General features: G+C 36.1%; 25 protein-coding genes and 1 riboswitch. Of the genes, 1 reads left to right on the top strand and 24 read right to left on the bottom strand.

The features are described 5' to 3' along the window. Window positions 1-7 precede the first annotated feature (7 nt). The 13 genes from accC to AC3EA5_RS05095 form a co-directional block, all read right to left on the bottom strand. Window positions 8-1,357 carry an acetyl-CoA carboxylase biotin carboxylase subunit gene (accC, locus tag AC3EA5_RS05155; protein WP_488607346.1) on the bottom strand — a complete coding sequence of 450 codons (1,350 nt, stop codon included), beginning with the start codon at window positions 1,355-1,357 and terminating at the stop codon, window positions 8-10. A gap of 11 nt (window positions 1,358-1,368) precedes the next feature. Beyond that, on the bottom strand, window positions 1,369-1,881 hold the full coding sequence (gene accB / locus AC3EA5_RS05150) for an acetyl-CoA carboxylase biotin carboxyl carrier protein (protein WP_488607345.1): 513 nt from the start codon (window positions 1,879-1,881) through the stop codon (window positions 1,369-1,371). A 193-nt stretch (window positions 1,882-2,074) separates the two neighbouring features. Next, a complete protein-coding gene (locus AC3EA5_RS05145; protein ID WP_488607344.1) occupies window positions 2,075-2,608 on the bottom strand; it encodes a SpoIIIAH-like family protein in 534 nt (177 codons plus the stop codon). Further along, complete coding sequence (locus AC3EA5_RS05140) at window positions 2,605-3,048, bottom strand: hypothetical protein (protein ID WP_488607343.1); 444 nt, start codon at window positions 3,046-3,048, stop codon at window positions 2,605-2,607. Before AC3EA5_RS05140 ends, AC3EA5_RS05145 begins: the two co-directional genes overlap by 4 nt. A 55-nt stretch (window positions 3,049-3,103) precedes the next feature. Then, window positions 3,104-3,265, bottom strand: coding sequence for a hypothetical protein (locus AC3EA5_RS05135; protein WP_488607342.1), 162 nt, complete (start codon window positions 3,263-3,265; stop codon window positions 3,104-3,106). A gap of 1 nt (window position 3,266) precedes the next feature. Continuing rightward, window positions 3,267-4,169 carry a stage III sporulation protein AE gene (locus tag AC3EA5_RS05130; RefSeq protein WP_394187775.1) on the bottom strand — a complete coding sequence of 301 codons (903 nt, stop codon included), beginning with the start codon at window positions 4,167-4,169 and terminating at the stop codon, window positions 3,267-3,269. Between the two features lie 406 nt (window positions 4,170-4,575). Next, window positions 4,576-4,785 carry a SpoIIIAC/SpoIIIAD family protein gene (locus AC3EA5_RS05125; RefSeq protein ID WP_394187773.1) on the bottom strand — a complete coding sequence of 70 codons (210 nt, stop codon included), beginning with the start codon at window positions 4,783-4,785 and terminating at the stop codon, window positions 4,576-4,578. A gap of 718 nt (window positions 4,786-5,503) precedes the next feature. Continuing rightward, complete coding sequence (gene efp, locus AC3EA5_RS05120; RefSeq protein WP_394187771.1) at window positions 5,504-6,061, bottom strand: elongation factor P; 558 nt, start codon at window positions 6,059-6,061, stop codon at window positions 5,504-5,506. Window positions 6,062-6,080: 19 nt separating this feature from the next. Then, complete coding sequence (locus AC3EA5_RS05115; protein ID WP_488607341.1) at window positions 6,081-7,142, bottom strand: M24 family metallopeptidase; 1,062 nt, start codon at window positions 7,140-7,142, stop codon at window positions 6,081-6,083. Beyond that, the gene (gene aroQ / locus AC3EA5_RS05110; RefSeq protein WP_488607340.1) at window positions 7,142-7,582 is read right to left on the bottom strand and encodes a type II 3-dehydroquinate dehydratase; all 441 of its coding nucleotides are present in this window, start codon (window positions 7,580-7,582) and stop codon (window positions 7,142-7,144) included. Before aroQ ends, AC3EA5_RS05115 begins: the two co-directional genes overlap by 1 nt. Before the next feature lie 66 nt (window positions 7,583-7,648). Further along, the gene (locus AC3EA5_RS05105; RefSeq protein WP_488607339.1) at window positions 7,649-8,128 is read right to left on the bottom strand and encodes a hypothetical protein; all 480 of its coding nucleotides are present in this window, start codon (window positions 8,126-8,128) and stop codon (window positions 7,649-7,651) included. Between the two features lie 50 nt (window positions 8,129-8,178). Continuing rightward, window positions 8,179-10,743: a vitamin B12-dependent ribonucleotide reductase gene (locus AC3EA5_RS05100; protein WP_488607338.1), complete on the bottom strand. Its 2,565-nt coding sequence runs from the start codon at window positions 10,741-10,743 to the stop codon at window positions 8,179-8,181. Window positions 10,744-10,923: 180 nt separating this feature from the next. Further along, window positions 10,924-11,760, bottom strand: coding sequence for a lipoate--protein ligase family protein (locus AC3EA5_RS05095; protein WP_488607337.1), 837 nt, complete (start codon window positions 11,758-11,760; stop codon window positions 10,924-10,926). A gap of 98 nt (window positions 11,761-11,858) precedes the next feature. Here AC3EA5_RS05095 and AC3EA5_RS05090 point away from each other — a divergent pair, with 98 nt between their 5' ends. Further along, complete coding sequence (locus AC3EA5_RS05090) at window positions 11,859-12,239, top strand: rhodanese-like domain-containing protein (RefSeq protein ID WP_394187763.1); 381 nt, start codon at window positions 11,859-11,861, stop codon at window positions 12,237-12,239. A 365-nt stretch (window positions 12,240-12,604) separates the two neighbouring features. Here AC3EA5_RS05090 and gcvPB read toward each other — a convergent pair whose 3' ends face one another. The 11 genes from gcvPB to comGA form a co-directional block, all read right to left on the bottom strand. Further along, window positions 12,605-14,095 carry an aminomethyl-transferring glycine dehydrogenase subunit GcvPB gene (gene gcvPB / locus AC3EA5_RS05085; protein ID WP_488607336.1) on the bottom strand — a complete coding sequence of 497 codons (1,491 nt, stop codon included), beginning with the start codon at window positions 14,093-14,095 and terminating at the stop codon, window positions 12,605-12,607. Next, window positions 14,058-15,404 carry an aminomethyl-transferring glycine dehydrogenase subunit GcvPA gene (gene gcvPA / locus AC3EA5_RS05080; RefSeq protein WP_488607335.1) on the bottom strand — a complete coding sequence of 449 codons (1,347 nt, stop codon included), beginning with the start codon at window positions 15,402-15,404 and terminating at the stop codon, window positions 14,058-14,060. Before gcvPA ends, gcvPB begins: the two co-directional genes overlap by 38 nt. A 24-nt stretch (window positions 15,405-15,428) precedes the next feature. Further along, the gene (gene gcvT, locus AC3EA5_RS05075; protein ID WP_488607334.1) at window positions 15,429-16,532 is read right to left on the bottom strand and encodes a glycine cleavage system aminomethyltransferase GcvT; all 1,104 of its coding nucleotides are present in this window, start codon (window positions 16,530-16,532) and stop codon (window positions 15,429-15,431) included. Window positions 16,533-16,845: 313 nt separating this feature from the next. Further along, a riboswitch (glycine riboswitch) is annotated at window positions 16,846-16,934 on the bottom strand. Window positions 16,935-17,085: 151 nt separating this feature from the next. Further along, complete coding sequence (locus AC3EA5_RS05070) at window positions 17,086-17,598, bottom strand: shikimate kinase (protein ID WP_394187759.1); 513 nt, start codon at window positions 17,596-17,598, stop codon at window positions 17,086-17,088. Between the two features lie 36 nt (window positions 17,599-17,634). Then, window positions 17,635-17,820, bottom strand: coding sequence for a hypothetical protein (locus AC3EA5_RS05065; protein WP_394187758.1), 186 nt, complete (start codon window positions 17,818-17,820; stop codon window positions 17,635-17,637). Further along, entirely contained in the window at window positions 17,795-18,235 is a 441-nt protein-coding gene (gene comGF / locus AC3EA5_RS05060) for a competence type IV pilus minor pilin ComGF (protein WP_488607333.1), read from the bottom strand. The genes AC3EA5_RS05065 and comGF overlap by 26 nt, the downstream gene beginning before the upstream one ends. After that, complete coding sequence (locus tag AC3EA5_RS05055) at window positions 18,220-18,519, bottom strand: hypothetical protein (protein WP_488607332.1); 300 nt, start codon at window positions 18,517-18,519, stop codon at window positions 18,220-18,222. Before AC3EA5_RS05055 ends, comGF begins: the two co-directional genes overlap by 16 nt. Further along, the gene (comGD, locus tag AC3EA5_RS05050) at window positions 18,509-18,937 is read right to left on the bottom strand and encodes a competence type IV pilus minor pilin ComGD (RefSeq protein ID WP_488607331.1); all 429 of its coding nucleotides are present in this window, start codon (window positions 18,935-18,937) and stop codon (window positions 18,509-18,511) included. Before comGD ends, AC3EA5_RS05055 begins: the two co-directional genes overlap by 11 nt. After that, on the bottom strand, window positions 18,930-19,250 hold the full coding sequence (comGC, locus tag AC3EA5_RS05045; protein ID WP_488607330.1) for a competence type IV pilus major pilin ComGC: 321 nt from the start codon (window positions 19,248-19,250) through the stop codon (window positions 18,930-18,932). Before comGC ends, comGD begins: the two co-directional genes overlap by 8 nt. Window positions 19,251-19,259: 9 nt before the next feature. Continuing rightward, a complete protein-coding gene (gene comGB / locus AC3EA5_RS05040) occupies window positions 19,260-20,294 on the bottom strand; it encodes a competence type IV pilus assembly protein ComGB (protein ID WP_488607329.1) in 1,035 nt (344 codons plus the stop codon). After that, a complete protein-coding gene (comGA, locus tag AC3EA5_RS05035; protein WP_488607328.1) occupies window positions 20,287-21,348 on the bottom strand; it encodes a competence type IV pilus ATPase ComGA in 1,062 nt (353 codons plus the stop codon). Before comGA ends, comGB begins: the two co-directional genes overlap by 8 nt. Between the last annotated feature and the right edge of the window lie 41 nt (window positions 21,349-21,389).

The raw sequence follows: 21,389 nt of genomic DNA, 5'->3' as shown, positions 1-21,389 counted from the left end.
ATCCTCTCTAGGAGTTTAATACATCATACGTTTCTAAAAACTTCGTATCGAAATCTCCAGATTTAAATACTTCATGATCCATTAGCTTTGCATGCAAAGGAATCGTTGTAAATACTCCTTCAATTACAAACTCACTTAATGCACGTTTCATTTTAGCCACTGCTTCTTCACGTGTATCAGCATGTGTAATTAGTTTTGCAACCATAGAGTCATAGTATGGCGGGATGCTATAACCCGTATACATTGCAGAATCCACACGAACTCCATAACCACCTGGTGCTAAGTACATTGAAATTTTACCTGCTGAAGGCATAAAGTTTTTAGCGGGATTTTCTGCATTAATACGACATTCGATTGACCAACCGTTTATTTTTACATCAGATTGTTCATAGCTTAGTTTTTCACCAGAAGCAATTTTCAACTGTTGCTGAATTAAATCGATTCCTGTGATCATCTCAGTAACCGGATGTTCAACTTGAATACGTGTATTCATTTCCATGAAATAAAACTTTTGATTAATATGGTCAAAAATAAACTCTACTGTCCCAGCACTTCGGTAGTTTACAGCTAGTGCAGCTTTTACAGCAGCTTCACCCATTTCAGCACGCAATTCTGGAGATAATGCAGGTGATGGAGCTTCTTCAACTAACTTTTGCATACGACGTTGAATGGAACAATCTCTTTCACCAAGATGTATTGCATTTCCGTATTGATCGGCAAGAACTTGGATTTCAATGTGGCGGAAAACTTCAATGAATTTTTCAATATAGACGCCTGGATTACCAAAAGCAGCAGCAGCTTCTTTTTGCGTAATCTGAATTCCTTTTACAAGCTCTTCTTCCGTACGAGCTACACGAATCCCTTTACCTCCACCACCAGCGGTAGCTTTTATGATTACAGGGAATCCAATTTCTCGAGCTATTGCGAGACCCTCTTGGTCGTCAGCAACGATGCCTGTTGAACCTGGTACGACTGGCACTCCAGCTTTTCTCATCGTTTCTCTCGCAACATCTTTTGTACCCATTTTAGATATAGCATCTGAAGTAGGTCCAATAAATGTAATATTGCATTGCTCACATAATTCAGCAAACGAAGCATTTTCCGCTAAGAAACCATAACCTGGGTGAATCCCGTCACAACCTGTTAGCTTGGCAACACTAATAATGTTAGAAAAGCTTAAATAACTATCTTTAGACAATTTCGGACCGATACAATATGATTCATCAGCCATTTGAACATGTAAAGCATCATGATCAGCTTCTGAATAAACGGCAACTGTTTCGATATCTAATTCTTTACAAGCTCGAATGATACGAACTGCAATTTCTCCACGATTAGCAATTAGTACTTTTTTCATTTTAATCCCCCTCAGTTCGCTTTTACTAAGAACAGAGGTTGGCCATATTCTACAAGTTGTCCATCTTCAACTAAGATTTCAACAATCTCGCCTGACACTTCTGCTTCGATTTCATTAAACAATTTCATAGCTTCTACAATACAAACTACCGCGTCAGCATTTACCTTGTCACCAACTTGAACATATGCAGGTGAATCCGGTGATGATGATTGATAATAGGTACCAACCATTGGTGAAGTAATTTTGTGCAATGAAGCATCTAGAATTGCTGGTTCTTTTACTTCTTCAGCTGAAAACGATTCAACTTTATCATTTTTTGGTGCTGCTGCAACTGGTGCTTCTTGTACGGCATTTACAATTGGTTGTGCAACAGGTTGAGGTGTTGAGCTCAAACCTTCTGTGTGAACATGACCATTATTCTTTTTTAATTTCACTTTTGTTCCTTCAGACTCGTAAACAAACTCATCAATTGTTGAATGATCGATTAATTTTATGATTTCACGTATTTCTTGTACTTTTAACATCGCGAACTCCCCTTAAGTGTATGTAATTACGTACCCCTTCTATTTTAGTCTTTTTTTGTTCAATTTGAAATAGATAACCCAAAAATACTTAAGAGTTGGTACTAATTATTAGTAATAAGTTTAATTAAACACAATAAAACCACAACCAATTGCGGCTGTGGCAAATATTACGACCGATACTTATTGTCTATTATTATTGTCCATCATCAAATTCTACTTTAACTTCTTTTGCATCTTCCCATTCATTCATGACAATGTAGATAATTTCATTAGCTTGAGCTTTTGATTGTTCTGACGATACAACCGTAACTAATACTTTCCCATCACTTGTGCGTACCAAAGCATCTGAGTACCCAAGGTTTTGAACTAACATTTCTAACATTGCTTCTGTTGCTTCTCTTTTCGCTAAATCTTCCATTTCTGAGTACGCTTCGTTTACTTGATCAGCTGATAGTTCATTAGATGCAATTTGAGCCTCTAATTGTTCCCTTTGTTGACTACGTTGGTTCGCAACTTCCATTCTCATTTCTTCAAATAGTGAACTTTGTGCTAATACCGGTGTCACTTCACCCGTTTCCTCAACTGCTAATTGATCTAATGTTTCATTCGAAAATATCGCCAATCCATCAAATGGTGAATTCGGATCTTCTTGAACATAATATACGGAAATAACCGCAACCAAACTTAAGAGAGTAAGCATCCACACTGTACGTTTTTTGACCTTCATTTCAAAACCCCTTTCTCATCCATAGGGACGACTACAATTCTATGTTCTGGCAAAATAAATATGGAAGACAAATATTGCTTTAATTTATTTTGAACTTGTATATTATCAGCACCTGCTGCAACTACAAGTATGGACTGAATCCCACTTTCCTTACTTGTTTGTTCATTAAATAATGAAAAGGTTGGTAAACTACTTTTTGAATCCACTTCATTTTGTTTGCCACTATAAATGAATAATTCTACATCACCTACTCCGTCTATTTTTTGTAATACTTCTTTAAGTTCTTGTGAAGCGGATGCTCCATCTTCGGATGTTGGTGTAGAAGTAGAGTCATTCAAAAAAGGCACACCATTCATAACGAAGAAAATTAATAGCATCGACACAATCAAGATGATAGGTGGAAACTTCTTGTTGTTAAATAGAGTGGATATTTCCCACACTCCCTTCTCTTGCAAAACGATGCATTTGATAAACTATATGAACAGGTATGCCTGTCTATGCATATGAAAATGTAGATAAATACAAGATTAAATAGATAGCGATCGCAAAACGGGTAATTCGTTGAATATGTTCTACTGAATCTTTGTTGCTAAACATGAGTTGAGCAATCTGACTGATAAAGATTATGGCAATTAAACCTTTTAACCATCCGTGCATATCAACCCCTCACTAACATGGACAATTTTAAGATAATAACTACAAAAATTGCCGTGTAGAAAAAGGCAAATGCAATGAGGAACGAAATCATACTTAAAACAAATAGTGACTTCCCAATATCATCTAAAAAATCTGCAAGATCTTCTGGTGCAAATGGTTCGATGAAGGCTGCAACAAATCGATAGCAAAAAGCGATCAAAATCGTTTTTATCGTTGGAACTAAGACAATCACTAAAATACCTACTGCAAGTCCAGAACCAGTAACAGCTGTTATGGAAGAAGAAAATCGACTAAATGTACTTAAGCTCTCAGAAAAAAAAGAACCTACAAATGGAATGTTTTGTTGGATTAATTTTTTTACGGGTTCACTAAAAGCACTGGAAATATTCCAGGAAATGAATCCTTGAATGGATATAAAAAAGCTATAACTTACTACAATGGCTGAAACAATGCTCAATAAGGAAGTCCGAATTAAATCGGATAATTTTGTAAAAGAAGTACTTGGGTGAAAGCGACTAACAAAATCGAGCAAAATGGTTGTTATAAGTAAAGGAATCAGTAGTTTTTCGGAAAGAAATACGGAAAATTGAATAAAGAAAAATAACGCGGGATTCCAGATGGAGAAAGCTAATGTACCTCCATTCATAAACAGACCAGCTGTTAATACCGGATAGACGCTCATGAATAAGGAAATCATATTCGATGCAAAATCCTTCATATTTTGAATAGCTTCAATTGCCGGCGTAATTGTAAATAAAACAGCGATTGCAAATAAAGAAAACCTTGTCCATTTTTGTCCGTTTGGAATCATAATATCTAAAATAGAAGCGATTAGAATTCCGATGATTAACACAACAAAATAAGTACTAATTCCAAACAAATAGGAGATTAAGGGCTCTAACACAGGCTCTTCCTCTCCTTTCAGCACATTACTCAATAATCAGAGTTGATAATATTGAAAACATTTTTTTAATCAATGGTATCCACTGTGATAACACGATTACATTACAGCTAACTTGAATCATTGGTATATAGAGATCGTAAGAGAGATTTCTAAACCAAGCAGACAACGCTTCAGATAGAAAGGTAAAAAAAACTGAGATTAATAATACTCGAATGATGGGTCCGCCTTCAGAAGGCACCGCTAAAATGATTTGTTGGGTAAAAGGTACGAGTAATGTTATAAAGACATGGGCTAGTAGCATGAAGAAAAAGAATGTCGTGAAAATGGGTGTGAACTGAGGAAGTATTAAGTGTAGTAATAGTAGGAGTAAAATCATGAGTATAGAAAGAAAAATACTAATCATAGCTTAAACCGAAGTTGTTAGCCATTCGAAAAACGTGGAGATTTCCGAAAAAAAGTACCTTAAAAATCTGAGCATTTCAGCAGTCATATACATATAGCCAAAAACAAAGAGGAAAAACGTAAACTCTTTTTTTCCTGTTTGCTCAAAAAACAAATGCAAAAAAGCCAATATTAATCCTATTCCTGCTACTCGGAGAACATCAATAAATTCCAACTTGTCCCCTCCTCCGTTTATGTACTTTATGCAAAAACAGGTTTGAGTATGAAAAAGAGATGGGGCTGGGACAAAACAAAAAACATCAAAATTTCTCAGTGAGAAATTTTGATGTTTTATTGCTTATGCTAAATTGATTTCCGTTGCGGGGACGCTTTCCGGGGGCACGTGGCCAACAGGATGTTGGTTTCAAAGACGTTGCCACAGGGCGTGGCGCACTTAGTCTTTGTTCTGCTGTTATCCGCTCAAGTGTCTAAAGCTCACGCGCCACTCCACTTCAATCAATTCATAAAGTATCCATTTCTTAATATAGATTTTTGCCTCAAATATATAAATTCCACTTATGTCCCAACCTCTTTCTTGCGAAGTTAGTGAAAGGATGCAACGCACTATCATGTTTCGAAGCTAGCGGAGCGATGATGTAACCATAACTCTGCTGCATACTATTTAGCAGGAAAATGGTCGGCTATTTCTGAAGACTCCTTCGGAAAAACGAAATATGCTAGACCCCACCGGCTCAGCAGTCGGTGACAGCTGAGCCGAGGAGGCTAGCGTTTCGTCCGCGGAAAGCGAAAGAAATAGCCGACCACATTCTTTTCAATATGAAGTTTATTCGTTATAAATTCGAATTATGATGTTATATAAACAATTACTATTTTGTCTAAAGTAAGAGATGGGCATGTCTTTCTAAAAAGAAAGACATACCCATCTCTTAAAATTATGCTCTTGAAACGTAAGAAGAATCCGTTGTATTAATAATTAATTTATCACCTTGGTTGATAAAGAAAGGTACTTGAACTGAAAGGCCAGTTTCAACTACCGCTGTCTTCGTACCACCACTTGATGTGTCTCCTTTGATCCCTGGTTCAGTTTCTGTTACTTCTAGCACAACTGAATTCGGTAGCTCGACACCTAATGTCTCACCTTGATATTGCATAATATGAACTTCCATATTTTCACGAAGGAATTTCAATTCATGTTCAATTTGTTTTGTATCAAGTTCAATTTGTTCATATGATTCTGTGTCCATGAAGTTATGAACATCACCATTTGCATAAAGATACTGCATTTTACGGTTATCGATTTGTGCTTTTGCAACTTTTTCACCCGCACGGAATGTTTTTTCATTTACTGCGCCTGTACGAATATTACGTAGTTTCGATCGAACAAAAGCTGCACCTTTACCCGGTTTTACATGTTGGAAATCTAGAACTCGCCATATTCCACCATCAACTTCAATTGTTAAACCTGTTTTAAAATCATTTACTGATATCATGTGTATATTCCTCCAGAGTCTATAAAATAAGTAATTCTTTTGTTGAATGTGTTAATTTTTCATTACCCGAAGATGTAACAATTGTATCATCTTCGATACGTACGCCACCGATTTCCGGAACATAAATTCCTGGTTCAATGGTGATAACCATTCCCTCTTCTAAAATCGTTTCAGATCGGAATGATAAGCCAGGACCTTCATGTACTTCTAGACCAATACCATGTCCTAGTGAATGACCAAATGCATCTCCAAAACCTTTTGCTTTAATATAATCACGCGCAACAGCATCAGCTTCAATACCTGACATACCTGGTTTGATTTCTGCTAAAGATTTTAATTGAGCATCAAGAACAATTTGGTAAATCTCTTTTAATTCCTTTGAAGGCTCTCCAACAGAAACAGTACGAGTTAAATCAGATACATACCCGTTGTATAACGCTCCAAAGTCTAAAGTAACAAAGTCACCAGTTTCAATAATTTTATCCGTTGCTACACCATGAGGTAATGCTGAACGAAGTCCTGAAGCTACGATAATATCGAAAGATGAAGAACTAGCTCCTTGTTTTCTCATAAAGAATTCTAATTCATTTGAAACTTCAAGCTCCGTTTTACCAGGTTTGATATACGTGATAATATGTTCAAATGCAGCGTCTGCAATGTTTGCTGCTGCCTTTAATATCTTAATCTCTTGCTCCGTCTTAATCAAGCGGATTTTTTCAACCAAGCCAGATACAGGAATTAAATCTGCTTTGATCGCTTTTTGATAGATTTCAAACATCGCATAGCTCATATGATCTTTTTCAAAACCGACTGATTTGATATTCATTTTTTCTAATTGTGCTCCGACTTCTTCCATTATCGGCTTCGAGTGTTGGACGATTTCAAACCCTACAAGTTCTTTTTGAGCTTGTTGAGTATATCTAAAATCCGTGATAAAAACGGCATGTTCTTGAGTAATAATCGCTACCCCTGCTGTGCCAGTAAAACCAGTTATATAACGACGGTTATATTCACTTGTTAGTAGAATCGCCTCAATATTATGTTCAGCGAAACTTTGACGAAGTTTACGTAATTTCTCCATTACAATTCCCCATTTCTCTTTATGAATGTTTCTAGAGCTAACTGATACCCAAATGAACCCAGTCCGCTGATTTGACCCTCACACACTGCTGCTAGGACGGATAAATGTCTGAAGGCTTCTCTCTTATGTATATTTGAAATATGAACCTCAATCACAGGAATAGTAATGGACGCAATTGCATCTCTTATTGCATAGCTCGTATGTGTGTAAGCCCCTGGATTGAGTATAATTCCTTTTACATCGTTATCTTCAGCTTCATGAATCCAATCAATTAATTGACCTTCATGGTTAGACTGAAAACAACTTATGTTAACTTGATGTTGTTTCCCATATTGGATAAGAGAGTTTTCAATGTCAGTTAAGGTTTCGGTTCCATAGACAGAAGGTTCTCTCTTACCCAGTCGATTTAAATTAGGGCCATTTAAGCATAGAATTTTCATTCAGAAACCCTCCTATATGTATGCACTCTTTTATTTTAGCATAACCGAATGAGAGGGCAACCTATTTCAATTCCCTTGATGTACAACTCTTCCATAGTAAACAGCCGTTTCAGCTAATGCTTGAGTAAAGATTAAAACCACAGCCATAAAAGGAATGGCTGATTTTTTAAAAAAAGAAAAGTCCGATGCAATCATCCACTCCACTCCTACCCAAAGACATATTCCTAACACGATAGATGTTAACAAAGGCTGTATATTTTTAGTGTAAGAAAGTAATTTTAATAGGAACAATATGAATAGAAATAATACAATACCAAGTATGATCCACCTCACTGATATGTGAGTTTCTGTGAATAATTGATATTTTTTCGACCAACCTGTGGGGTTCCAAGATATAAATTTAAATGTCTTCAAAAACAACAAAATAATAGTAAATATGAAAGCAGTTACGGCTGAAATAACGAGATAAGCTTTTTTGTCCATGTACAACATCTCCTTTTCGATTAGTTTTTGACGAACATTGCGATGCCTAATCATTTTCGGCAAAATAAATACACCTTGTCGCTTTAAAAGCAACAAGGTGTATTTAAATCGTATTATAATCCGCATCTTAATTGAGCATTGCAATTTGTACACGTATTACATCCGCCCATCTCTTCTACTGTTCCAGTACGACAAACAGGACAAGTATTTCCAACTTCTGAACCAATAGTTACATTAGTCGAGCGTAAATCTTGAATCGTATCAATTAAAACAACCGGACGATTTTTCATCACTTTTTCTTCATGGTAATGCTCGTCCACAATATTTTCTTCTGCTTTCAATGTTAAAACTTGTGCATCTCTACTTCCATCAACATATACAGTACCGCCTTTAGCTCCACCCTTATACAAACGTTCATACACTTTTTGAACTTGTTCCACTGTATATCCTCTCGGAGCATTCACCGTTTTTGATATCGAACTATCAATCCAACGTTGAATAATACACTGAACATCCACATGAGCTTCAGGTGCCAGTTCCATTGCTGTGACAAACCACTCAGGTAGATTTTCTTCACTAGCATTGGGATTTGTTGCTAAGTAATCCTGTACAATATCAGCTTTGACTTCTATGAATTTCCCAAGTCTTCCACTGCGGTAATACGTAAATGAGAAATATGGTTCTAATCCAGTTGCTACACCAACCATAGTTCCTGTTGAACCGGTTGGAGCAACAGTCAATAAATGTGAATTACGGATTCCACTTGCTAGAATTTTAATGCGGATATCTTCAGGCATTTTCTTCATAAATCCAGTCTCAATAAACGCTTGTCTTAATCGATTCGTCTCTTCTAGCGTAGAACCTTCTAAAAATGGAAAGCTTCCTCTTTCAGTAGCCAATTCTGCAGATGTTTCATATGCAGCGACAGCGATGGTTTCAAAAATTTGATCTACCAATCGATTTCCTTCATCAGATCCATATTCTTTTTCACAATAAATAAGCAAATCAGCTAAGCCCATAACACCTAAACCAACTCGGCGTTCACCAAGAGCTTGTTTACGATTATCTTCTAAGAAATAAGGAGTAGCATCAATGACATTATCTTGCATTCTAACTCCAACTTGAACTGTTTCTCTTAGTGCTTCAAAATCAACAGTTTTGTTTTCTTTATTTGCAAATTGAGCTAAATTAACAGCAGCTAAATTACAAACAGAATTAGGTGCTAATGGTTGTTCTCCACATGGATTGGTTGCAACTACTTGTTGACCGTATGCTTTTGCATTCGTCATATCATTTGCATTGTCAATAAAGAAAATACCTGGTTCTGCAGAATATGTTGCACAGATATTTATTAATTTCCATAACTCTTTTGCTTTCATCATACGGTAAGTTCTTACCCCGTAACCTAACTTCTCCCACTCACGTACATCACCAATTTCATGCCATTTTTCATTATACTCAGCCATTTGTTCAGGTGTATACTCTTCAACTGCAGGGAAACGAAGAGCGTGATCGCCATCTGCTTCTACTGCCTTCATGAAATCATCTGTTAAAGTAACAGAAATATTAGCCCCAGTTAAAAACTCAGAATTATGGACACTGTATGTACCACCATCATTAATCTTTGTTTCAGCATCACGAATGATTGATTCGTTAAATCCACCGTGACCAGGAATCGTCTTGTAATTAATAATCCCTTGATACATAGATTCTTCCTGATGTGTTAAAGGCTTAAATTTTAATTTCTCTTTCGCAAGTAAACGGATTGTTTCGTCTTCTGTATTTTCAATTAAGAATCTTAAAATTCTTGGATTTTGCATTTTAGAAATAATAAATTCTGCAATATCTGGATGCCAGTCTGCCAGCATAATCATTTGTGCTCCACGACGGCTACCACCTTGTTCAACTAAATGAGTAAGTTTGGCAATATCGTCTAACCAAGAAACGGAACCAGATGATTTGCCGTTTACTCCTTTAGCTAACGTATTACGCGGACGTAAGGTAGAACCATTTGTACCTACCCCACCACCACGACTCATAATTTCCATTACTTGTTTTCGATGATCAGAGATACCTTCACGCGAATCTGGGACGAAAGGCATAACATAACAATTAAAGTACGTTACATCTGTTTCTGCACCAGCGCCATAAATGACACGACCAGCTGGTATGAATTTCAATTCAACCAATTGTTTATAAAATTTATTAAACCACTCTGTCTTTTTCTCTGGTGTAGTTTCTACAGAAGCTAAACCAGTAGCATTTCGCATGGCAATTTGTTCATAAAAAACTTCAAGTGGTTTTTCAATGACATGAATTGAACGTTTAACAATTCCTGTAGCTTGTTCTTCTGCATCATCAATAGCGCTGCGGTAATCTTCTTCAATCATTACTTCTGCTTTGCTTGATGCTTTATCGATTGAAACGATATACCCAAGACCTCGTGCTGGAAATTTCGGATCTTCTTTAACGGTTAATACGACAAAATCTCCAACTTTTAGCGTTTGCTTTTTCGTATCTTTAAAGGAGTAACGATCAATCATAACTAACCTTGAAACACCCTTATGAGTTATTTTCATATCACTACTTATCGGGTGAACCTGTGGAAATGCAGCAATATCTTGATTTAAAGCTTCAACATTTACTGAAAAATTATTTTGTTTTTTTACAATGACCATTTAAATTCCTCCTCTAAACATTAAACAACGCAAACACAATATATAGTGTATTCGATATTTAATAAGATACTATATATGGATGTTTTATTCAAATGATTAGGAGTGAGCATCGAACATACATACCCAACGTCTATAGGATAATAGTTTCAATTTATTCTTAAAAATAATCCTTTTTACCCATTATTTTCGATAAGTCCACTCGTCATTAGCGTAACGACTAGCTTCAAGTGATTGTACATATTTAATTTGAACATCTGATAAAGTAAATTCTTCAAAATGAATTTGTAAGCCATCTTCAAAACCTTGTTTAAATGCCTGAATACATTCTTCCATATTTGCGGGTTTTTCTCTTAATCGATTAATTGCGACAGCTTTCTCGGGTAAACTTTTTCGGATTCTTTCTTTTACTTGTTCAGAAGGATATTTAAACAATGATACGAGTTTATCCGCATCCAGATTCAACAAAATCGCACCATGTTGTAAAATGACTCCCTTTTGGCGCGTTTGTGCGCTACCAGCAACTTTTTTTCCTTCTACCACTAATTCATACCAAGAAGGTGCATCAAAGCATACAGCGCTTTTAGGGTTTTTTAGTGCACTTTTCTTTTCATCCGTATCCGGTACAGAAAAGTATGCATCTAAACCAAGTTTTTGAAAACCGATTAATAAACCTTCGCTTAACACACGATATGCCTCCGTTACAGTTGCAGGCATGTTTGGATACTCTTCACTGACGATGATGCTATAAGTTAACTCATGTTCATGTAGAACACCTCGACCACCGGTTGGTCTTCGCACAAATCCAAGATTATGTGCTTTTAGTTGCTCTAAATCAATTTCTTTTTCAACATTTTGGAAATACCCAATCGATAAAGTAGCAGGGTTCCATTCATAAAATCTTACAACTGGAGGAATTTCACCAGCACTGTGCCAATCTAGCAATGCTTCATCTAGTGCCATATTGAATGAAGGGCTACATGCTCCAGAATTTATAAAATACCAAGTTGGTTTTGACATCAAGATTCCTCCTTACGATGAAATACATATTAACAAACACATTGAATTGTGGCTATACTTTCTTTTATAATATAAATAGAGAGAGAGGGGAACAATTCGTGGAATACTTGTATATTATCGCAGCCGGTTTATTCGGTTTGATTGTTTATTTTTTAGTATCTTCATTTCGTTTAAAGAAAGCTGTTTCTGGTTTAACACAAGAGCAGTTTATCGAAGGTTATCGCAAAGCTCAGCTAGTGGATGTTCGTGAACCAAAAGAATATGACGGTGGTCATATTTTAGGAGCACGTAATATTCCTTCTTCACAAATGCGTCAACGTTACAAAGAGATCCGCTCTGACAAACCAGTTTACTTATATTGCCAAAACAGTGCAAGAAGTGCTCGAACTGCTTTGTTCTTAAAGAAAAAAGGATACAATCAAATTTATCAGTTACAAGGCGGCTTCCGTCAATGGACTGGTAAAATCAAAGCAAAATAAACACGCTCAAGGGGTTATCTCAAAAGTCATTTAACGACTGAGAGATAATCCTTTTTTTTGCATAACTTCGAGTTTCTAAGCAAGTCATTGCAAAGCAACGTTTTTTCATTTTGAACTTTATAAGTACTAGTACTATCAAACGCCATTGAGCAAGACATTTTAGTGCGAGGTTCCTTGCTGATTAAATTACCAATGACTAGTCGCAACAAAAAGAAATGAATTTATTGACCGTCTCCAGTTGGATATATTGTCACGATCCAATGGAAACCAGTCATTTCATTCATTAAAAAAACTGTAAACAAACTATCTTTCACGAGTTTGTTTACAGTTTAGGGAGAGCTCATATTAGAGCTCTCTTTTTGTTTTTAATCTTTTTTATAACGTAACACAGGTGTACGAGCAGCTTTCGTCTCATCTAAACGTTTAATAACCGTTGTATGAGGTGCTTGCTGAACAATTTCTGGTGTTTCTTCAACTTCTTTTGCGATTTGAATCATCGCGTCGATAAATGCATCCAACGTTTCTTTTGATTCAGTTTCAGTTGGCTCAATCATCATAGCCTCTTCCACGTTTAATGGGAAGTAAATTGTTGGTGGATGATATCCGAAATCAAGCAATCGTTTTGCCATATCAAGTGTACGAACACCCAGTTTCTTTTGACGTCGACCACTTAACACAAATTCGTGTTTACAATGGCGATCATAAGGTAAGTCAAAATGAGGCTGAAGTCTACGCATCATGTAATTCGCATTTAAAACCGCATATTCAGTAATTGCTTTCAAACCATCTGGACCCATTGAACGAATATACGTGTAGGCACGTACATTGATTCCAAAGTTGCCATAGAAGGGTTTAACACGTCCAATAGATTTCGGTCGATTGTAATCGAACTCATATCCTTCTTCAGTTTTCACAAGAACTGGTTTTGGTAAGAACGGAATTAAATCTTTTTTTACTCCTACTGGACCAGAACCTGGGCCACCGCCACCATGTGGACCTGTAAATGTTTTATGCAAGTTCAAATGTACGCAGTCAAAGCCCATATCTCCAGGGCGTGCTTTAGACATAACTGCGTTTAAATTTGCTCCGTCATAATACAACTTTCCACCAACACCATGGATAATAGAAGCCATTTCTAAAATGTTTTCTTCGAATAATCCGAGAGTATTTGGATTTGTTAACATCAGCGCAGCGGTATCGTCCCCAACTACACGTTTTAAATCTTCTAAATCCACTAAGCCGTTTTCATCGGATTTTACTGTGATCGTATCAAAACCAGCAACAGTAGCTGAGGCTGGATTTGTTCCATGAGCAGAGTCAGGCACAATTACTTTTGTACGCTGAGTATCTCCATTTGCTTCATGGAAAGCACGAATCATCATTAAAGCCGTCCATTCTCCATGAGCACCAGCAGCAGGTTGAAGTGTAACTTCATCCATCCCAGTAATTTCAATTAAATGTTCTTGTAAGTCATACATTAACTCCATAGCACCTTGCACCGTTTCTTCATCTTGTAATGGATGAATATTTGCAAAGCCTGGGAATCGAGCAACTGACTCATTGATTTTCGGATTGTATTTCATAGTACATGAACCTAAAGGATAAAATCCTGAATCTACCCCATGATTCCTTTTTGAAAGAGCTGTATAATGACGCATAATATCTAGTTCTGATACTTCGGGAAGTTCAGCAAGCTCTTCGCGTAATAAACCGTCAGGTAATAATGAAGCTAAGTCAACTTCTGGTATATCAAGTTCAGGTAAGCTATATCCTACGCGTCCCTCTTTTGTAATTTCAAAAATTAGTGGTTGATTATCTTTATGCACGGAAAGACCCCATTTCTTGCACAAGCGCATCGATTTCTTCTTTTGTACGTTGTTCAGTAACAGCAATTAATACATGTCCTGCTAACTTATCATCAACTTTACCTAAGTCAAATCCACCGATAATACCCTTTTTCAACAGTTCTTTTGTTAGAACAGTGATATCGGTATCTGCTTTAACAACGATTTCATTGAAATGAGGACCTTGATATACAACTTCAAACCCCTGAGCTTCGAAAGCTTTTTTAGCATAATTCGTTTTTAAAATATTTTGTGTCGCAATTTCTTGAACACCTTTTTTACCAAGTGCAGTCATCGCTACAGAAGCTGCTAATGCATTTAATGCTTGGTTCGAACATATGTTGGAAGTTGCTTTATCACGACGAATATGTTGTTCACGAGCTTGTAATGTTAAGACAAATCCTCTACGTCCCACTTCATCTGTTGTTTCACCAACTAAACGTCCTGGAACTTTACGCATTAACTTCGTAGTAACAGCAAAATAACCACAATGTGGTCCCCCAAATGATTCAGAGATTCCAAATGGCTGAGCATCCCCAACTACAATGTCAGCTCCAAGTTTACCTGGTGAAGTTAAAATACCAAGTGCCAGTGGATTAGAAGAAACAACCATTAAGGCTTTCGCTTCGTGAGTTACTGTTTCAACTTTACGTAAATCCTCAACTTGACCATAAAAGTTCGGATATTGAACAAGCACAGCTGCTGTATTATCATCAATTAACTCGTTAAGTGCATCAAGATCTGTAACGCCATCTTTAGTTGGAATTTGAACGACTTCAATCGATTGTCCTAAAGCATACATACGCACAACGTCTTGAGATTCCGGATTAACTGCACCTGAAATCAATAGTTTTTTACGCTTAGTATGACCAGCTGCTAGCATTCCCGCTTCAGCCAAAGCTGTACCACCGTCATACATGGAAGAGTTGGCTAAATCCATTCCCGTCAACTCACAAATCATTGTTTGAAATTCAAAAATAGCTTGAAGTTCACCTTGAGAAATTTCCGGTTGGTAAGGCGTATATGCCGTATAAAATTCCGAACGAGAAATAACGTGATCTACAATAATCGGTTTATAGTGATCGTATACACCTGCACCTAAAAACGAAGCATACGTCTTGTTATCTGCATTTTTGGCAGCCATTTGAGAAAGTTCTTTTAGTAGAGATGATTCAGATTTAGCTGGTTTGATATTATATTGACCTTTAAACCTTACTTTTTCAGGTATATCTGAAAATAACTCATCTATAGAAGAAACTCCAATTGTATCTAACATATCTTTTTGGTCTTGCTCTGTCATTGGTAAGTAACGATGTTTCATCCGGGCACAACCTCTTTCCAACAATTATTTTTGTCGTTTATAAAATGGTGTCGCAACTGTTACTGCTTTTAAACGCTTTCCACGAATCTCAACTTCTACTTCTGTTCCAAGATCGCTGAATTTTCGATCGATTAAACCTAAACCAATATTTTTCTTTAATGTTGGTGACTGCGTTCCGGTTGTAATCTCACCGATTTTTTCATTATTAATAAATACTGGATAACCAGTACGAGGAATCCCTTTATCAATCATTTCAAGTCCCACTAATTTACGTGGTATGCCAGATTCTTTTTGTTGGACAAGTGCTTTCTGTCCAATAAAGTCATCTTCTTTCTTCAATTTCACAGCAAAGCCAATTCCAGCTTCAAGTGGAGAAATATCTTTTGTAAGTTCTTGGCCATACAACGCTAAACAAGCTTCAAAACGTAATGTATCACGTGCACCTAAACCACATGGTAAAACGCCGTCATCCTTACCTTCTTTTAAAATTTCATGCCATAAAGCTTTTACTTCTTCCGGATCTCCGTAGATTTCAAAGCCATCTTCACCTGTATAACCAGTTCTTGAAACTAGATATTCATATTCGCCTATTTTCACTTGTGTTTTAAATTTAAAAAATGTTATTTCTGAAAGGTCTTCTTTCGTTAATCTTTGTAAAACAGTTTCCGCTAAAGGTCCCTGAAATGCTATTTGACCATAAGAATCAGACACGTTCGAAACTGCCAAATCACCGAATAAGAAACCTTTCATCCATTCAAAGTCTTTCTCAATGTTAGAAGCATTAACAACCAAAAGGTAATGATGCTGAGCAATTTTATAAACTAATAAATCGTCTACTGTACCACCATCTTCATAACACATCGCAGAATACATCGCTTGTCCACCTTGAAGCTTTGACAAATCATTTGTTAATATGCGCTGTAAATAAGACAAACTATCTTCACCTTTTACAATAATTTCACCCATATGAGATACATCAAATAATCCCGCTTTGGTACGAACCGCTTCATGTTCTAATTTAATGCTAGAAAATTGTACTGGTAACTCCCAGCCACCAAAATCAATTGTTTTCCCACCATATGATGCATATACGTCAAACAAGGGAGTACGTTGTAATTGCTCTGACATTTTCATTTCCTCCTTTTTTAACACAATAATCAAAAAACAAAGAATACAAGTATATTGCACACGATGTTGTTTTTGTTTATTGATCTTCCTAAACTTACATTCTCGTATCAATACTAGAATAACTAGTACCAAAAATGATTCAAGCTAATTTTCTCTACTACTGAAATCTGTAAACTATTGTTTCCTAATCAGTACAAAAAAGGACAGAGAATCCCCTTATTAAAGGGATTCTCTGTCCTGGCACCTGAAAGTTTACCTGAAATCGGCTTTCCTCTTTGGTAGCTATATATTGATATAGCATTCTCCAGAGATGCGTCCTATACGAGTCTTTTTGCCTGAGAGATTCGTTATTTAACTTGCTCCTTCGGCGACGCTATTTGCGTTCTCTCCCCGTATACTCATCCGCCCCAAAACAACTGTTTTGGAATATAAAAAATTCAATGTTCATAAAGCGTTTACCGCTTTGTCTATATCCTAACATTGAACACAAGGAAAGCGCAATCTTTTTTACTACAACAGCCATTCACGAACAATAATCTAAGATTCGAGATATTCATTCGCCTTTTAGTCTATTCACTTGAAAAGCAGCATATTCAGTTATTTGTCTCAATGAACGGCCTTCTGTTCTAATTGTTATATGAGCAACAGATTTGTAGAAACGCTTTCTATAAGTATAAAGTGATTCTAACTCCTCTTTAGTAGACGCTTGTACAATGGGTCTGTTAACATCTTTGTGAATCCGTTTCCAAATGTCAGGAAACGTTGCATCCAAAAATAGAACTAAACCCGTTTGCCTCATGAGTCTCCTATTCAATGCATCAATTGCAACTCCACCGCCAGTTGACACAATACACCACTCATCTCGAAATGTCTTCAAAAACGCTCTCTCTTGCTCCCTAAAGAACGGCTCGCCATATTCCCTAAAAATATCTGGAATAGACATCCCTACTTTTTTCACAATTTCTTGATCCATATCATAGTAGGGAATTTTCAACAAAAAACTTAACCTTCTACCGATCGCACTCTTCCCACTACCCATGAAACCGACTAAATAAATTTTTCTCATACTATACCCCGCTTATTACGGATCATCGAATCATTTTTATTCTTGATTTTCCATTTGTACTATCGTAGCAGATATATAGCGACTTTCCAACATTTCATAAATTCCCATTTGGGTTACATAAGCCCCCACAAAAACAATCAGTAATCCACTGATTACAAATAATAAAATCAATGCAGCAGGCAAAAGAATTCCTTTTTCATTCCTCAGCAAATGAAAGTTCATAAACACGTTCCTTCTTAAGTCCACTTTCAAATTCAACAGCTATCGTTAACTTTGTACCATTTAGTTGAAACTGACTCTTAGTAATATGTAACAACATAGGTTCATGACCTAATCTATTTTTTTGTTTACGGATTAAATTTCCTGTGAACTCAATATCAAATTCTTCTTCGGACTGTCGAAATCGTATTCCAACACTATTTGGTTGTTCCTCTACATGTTGTAAATTTAATAAATACGGTAAAATTTCTAGTGAAAACAATTCAAATTCCATTTCTTCTGTATGAGTCAAATATTTCTCGGAATCTATAAGCCATTCAAAGTAGAAGAAAATCATATTGGAAAAAAGTAAAAATACCATGATTTGAACCAAAGCATCGACGAATGTATACCCATTGCTTGTTAATAATTTTCGCATGATTGATAAGTAATCTCTGTTTTTGTGTAATCAATGCAAAGCAATCTCTCTTCCCATGTCCATGAGTAATTCACTTTATCCATAACACGGTTTCCCGTTAGGATTCCGTTTCCCCGTTCGATAGCAGCTTGATGTGATGTGTAGGCTAAATGAACATCGATCTTTTGATCGTTTAATTTAGCGAACATTCGATAACAGATTGGTAGCAGCGAGCCAAATATCACCATCGTTACAGTCAAAGTCAACATTGCTTCTGCAAAAGAAAATCCTTTTTCATTCCTCAACTGTCATCTTTCCTTTTCCAATATATATTCTCACCGTTTTTATAGAATCTGTTGTATCGAATGTTAAAGTACCAAAATTTACGATTGAACCATTCGGGTTAAATGCAATACTTTTTAACGTACTTTTAGTTGAGAGTTTGATTCCTTTAGGCAAACTCCTATGAACAATAGGTTCAAAAAAAGATTTTCTAGTAGTATAAGTTGTTCCATTATTCCCAAATACAAGTTCTGTTTGTGAACTATTAACGATTGAATAATTTTGCATATGGTAAATATCTAACTTAAATTGATTCATAAACAATGAAAAAGCTTTCTTTTCAAAATACGAATTACTCATAAAGATCACACTCATTGTGATTGTTCCTACAATACTCAGAACGAGCAAAACTTCAAGGAGAGTATATCCACGGCTATTCAATTACATCAATTGAACTAACTACACCAGAGGAGTCAATTGAAAGCGTACTCCCATCAGGACAAGTGATTTGATCAGCATTTAAATACTCTGTATCCACCAAATTTTGCACTGTAGGAACTCCATTCAACTCCATCCGGTATGCTTCTACTTGTCCTTGAACCATTTTCACATATGCTTGACAACCCTTCTGATCAATAGTCGCAGAATGCTTTGTTACATTAGGAATAGCAATTAAAATAAGCACAGAAATGATTAATAATACAACCATCATCTCGATTAAGGTAAATCCAAACTGATTTCTGATTTTTTTCATATGTTCCTCCTAAATAAAATCGATCATTCCGTAAACAGGAAGTAAAATTGATAAGTATGCACCTAATATACAAATTGCTAGTATTCCAAATAGAATGGGTTGAACAAACGCCAAATTTTTTGTTACCTTATTTTCAATTTGTTCTGTTAGGAGGTCACTAAATATTAATAATTCCTTTGCTAAATGACCACTCGCTTCTCCATGGGAAATATAAGCTGGAAACTCTTTCAAGAAACAACCAGCGATTGTTACGGCTTTTTCAACACTTTCGCCAAGGCTAATCGCTTGATATATTTGCATGCTAATCACTTGAATAAAGGGCTGATTTGTTTGAGTTCTTAAAAGGTCTAAAGCTTTTAATAGGGAAATACCACTGGCTAATAACGTACCTAGTTCTTGTGCAAATGATCTTGTCCAAAATATCTTCATCCAACTTGAAAAATAAGGTGTTTTTCTAAGTGTTTTTAATTGAAAGTCAAATGATTTTCTTTTTAACCATTGATGAAAAAGAAAATATAGAAAGAAACCCCCTATGGTTATTGAAATTAACATATCGGGTACGTGCAGTAATGTGTTTGTCCAATTCAATATTTCATCTTGATTAGCTGACTGCCTTGAAGCCACCAAAGTCTTCATATTTGGAAGAAAATATGTTCTAAAAGCTATAAACAAACCACCAAGAATAATAAATAAAAATAATGGGTACATCATGATTTTCTTTAAACTCGCCTTTGCACGCTCTTTCATCGAAAGATGCCTTTGAAGTGTTCCTATAGCGATATTTAACCTACCATGTGATTCAGCCATTTCAATTGGAAGGAGATAATCTTCAGAAATACCTAATAATATAAATATCTCAATGACTCCGTTACCATTTCTTAAGGTTTCATCTATCTTTCTAGAGACTTCATGCTCACATTTAACATGATATGGCAGTAACATTAATAGAGATGAATGAAAGGTATATCCCTCATCTAATAAGTTAGACAATCTCAATAAAAACTGACTCTGAAGTTTTTTAGGAATTTGATCTTGTTTAGCCATATTCAAATCCGCCTACTTGAAATTCACCACTTATAAAAGCTTTCTCAATTTTTGCTCTGAGAGTTAAATGAGGAGGCATAGTAAATATTCCTCCTGCTTTAATCGTTGCCATTGCTTGATGAAGTGTGTCACCATGCAATATTTCATATATCGAGCCGCGACTCGCTTCCCGCTCCCCATCGTTCTGCACCTCAAAACTTGTGAGTAATTGTTGAGAAGATACACAAACAAGGGCTTGTTGTAATTCATCAATGGTTATCCCTAAATCCATTAATCTAAATAGACAACCTACCGTATTTTTGGAATGCACAGTTGTTAAGACCAAGTGTCCTGTTAAGGCAGCTTGTATTGCTGCTCGTGCAGTTTCAACATCACGAATTTCACCAATCATAATGACATCGGGTGAATGCCTTAAAATAGCTTTTAATCCAGCTGAATAGGTAACACCTGATCGTTCATTCACTTGGATTTGAAGTAAATGAGACTGATTATTTTCGACTGGATCTTCAAGCGAAATAACATGTCGATTTAATTGATGTGAACTATAACTTGTCAATGAATACATAGTGGTCGTTTTACCACAACCAGTAGGACCAGTTAGACAAATTAATCCTTGTTTTTCCTTCATAAGATCTTGAAAAACAATTGCGTCTGCTGGTTCTAACATTAATTCATGTAAGGGTCTTGTTTCATCGTGTAATTGCATACGAATGACAAGACTTTCTTTGTTGTGGATCGTTGGGAGTGTTGATACTCTAAAAAAACATTTTTTATCGGAAATGTTTTGTTCGAAAGAACCACTTTGAGGTTTTCGTTTTTCACTAATATCGAGAGAGGATAAAAATTTGAAGTATGAAATAATTCGATCTCCTATATCCAGGTGAAGCTTACCTGTAGGAATCAAATTTGAGTGATGTCTAAAATAAATCGTATACATATCGGGATTAGGAACAAGATGTATATCAGAGGCATTGGCCAAAAGTCCTCGTGTTAACAACTTGAGACATTTTTGTTCGATAATATTAAACTCAATTACCATATACTTACCAATCATCCAAAACAGCCGATGACCGCTCTTCGCCTGTTGAGAGAATT

It is taken from the genome of Paenisporosarcina sp. (assembly GCF_057785155.1).
Note: the sequence above shows the minus strand (reverse complement) of the source record. Positions and strands in the feature narration are given on the sequence as shown.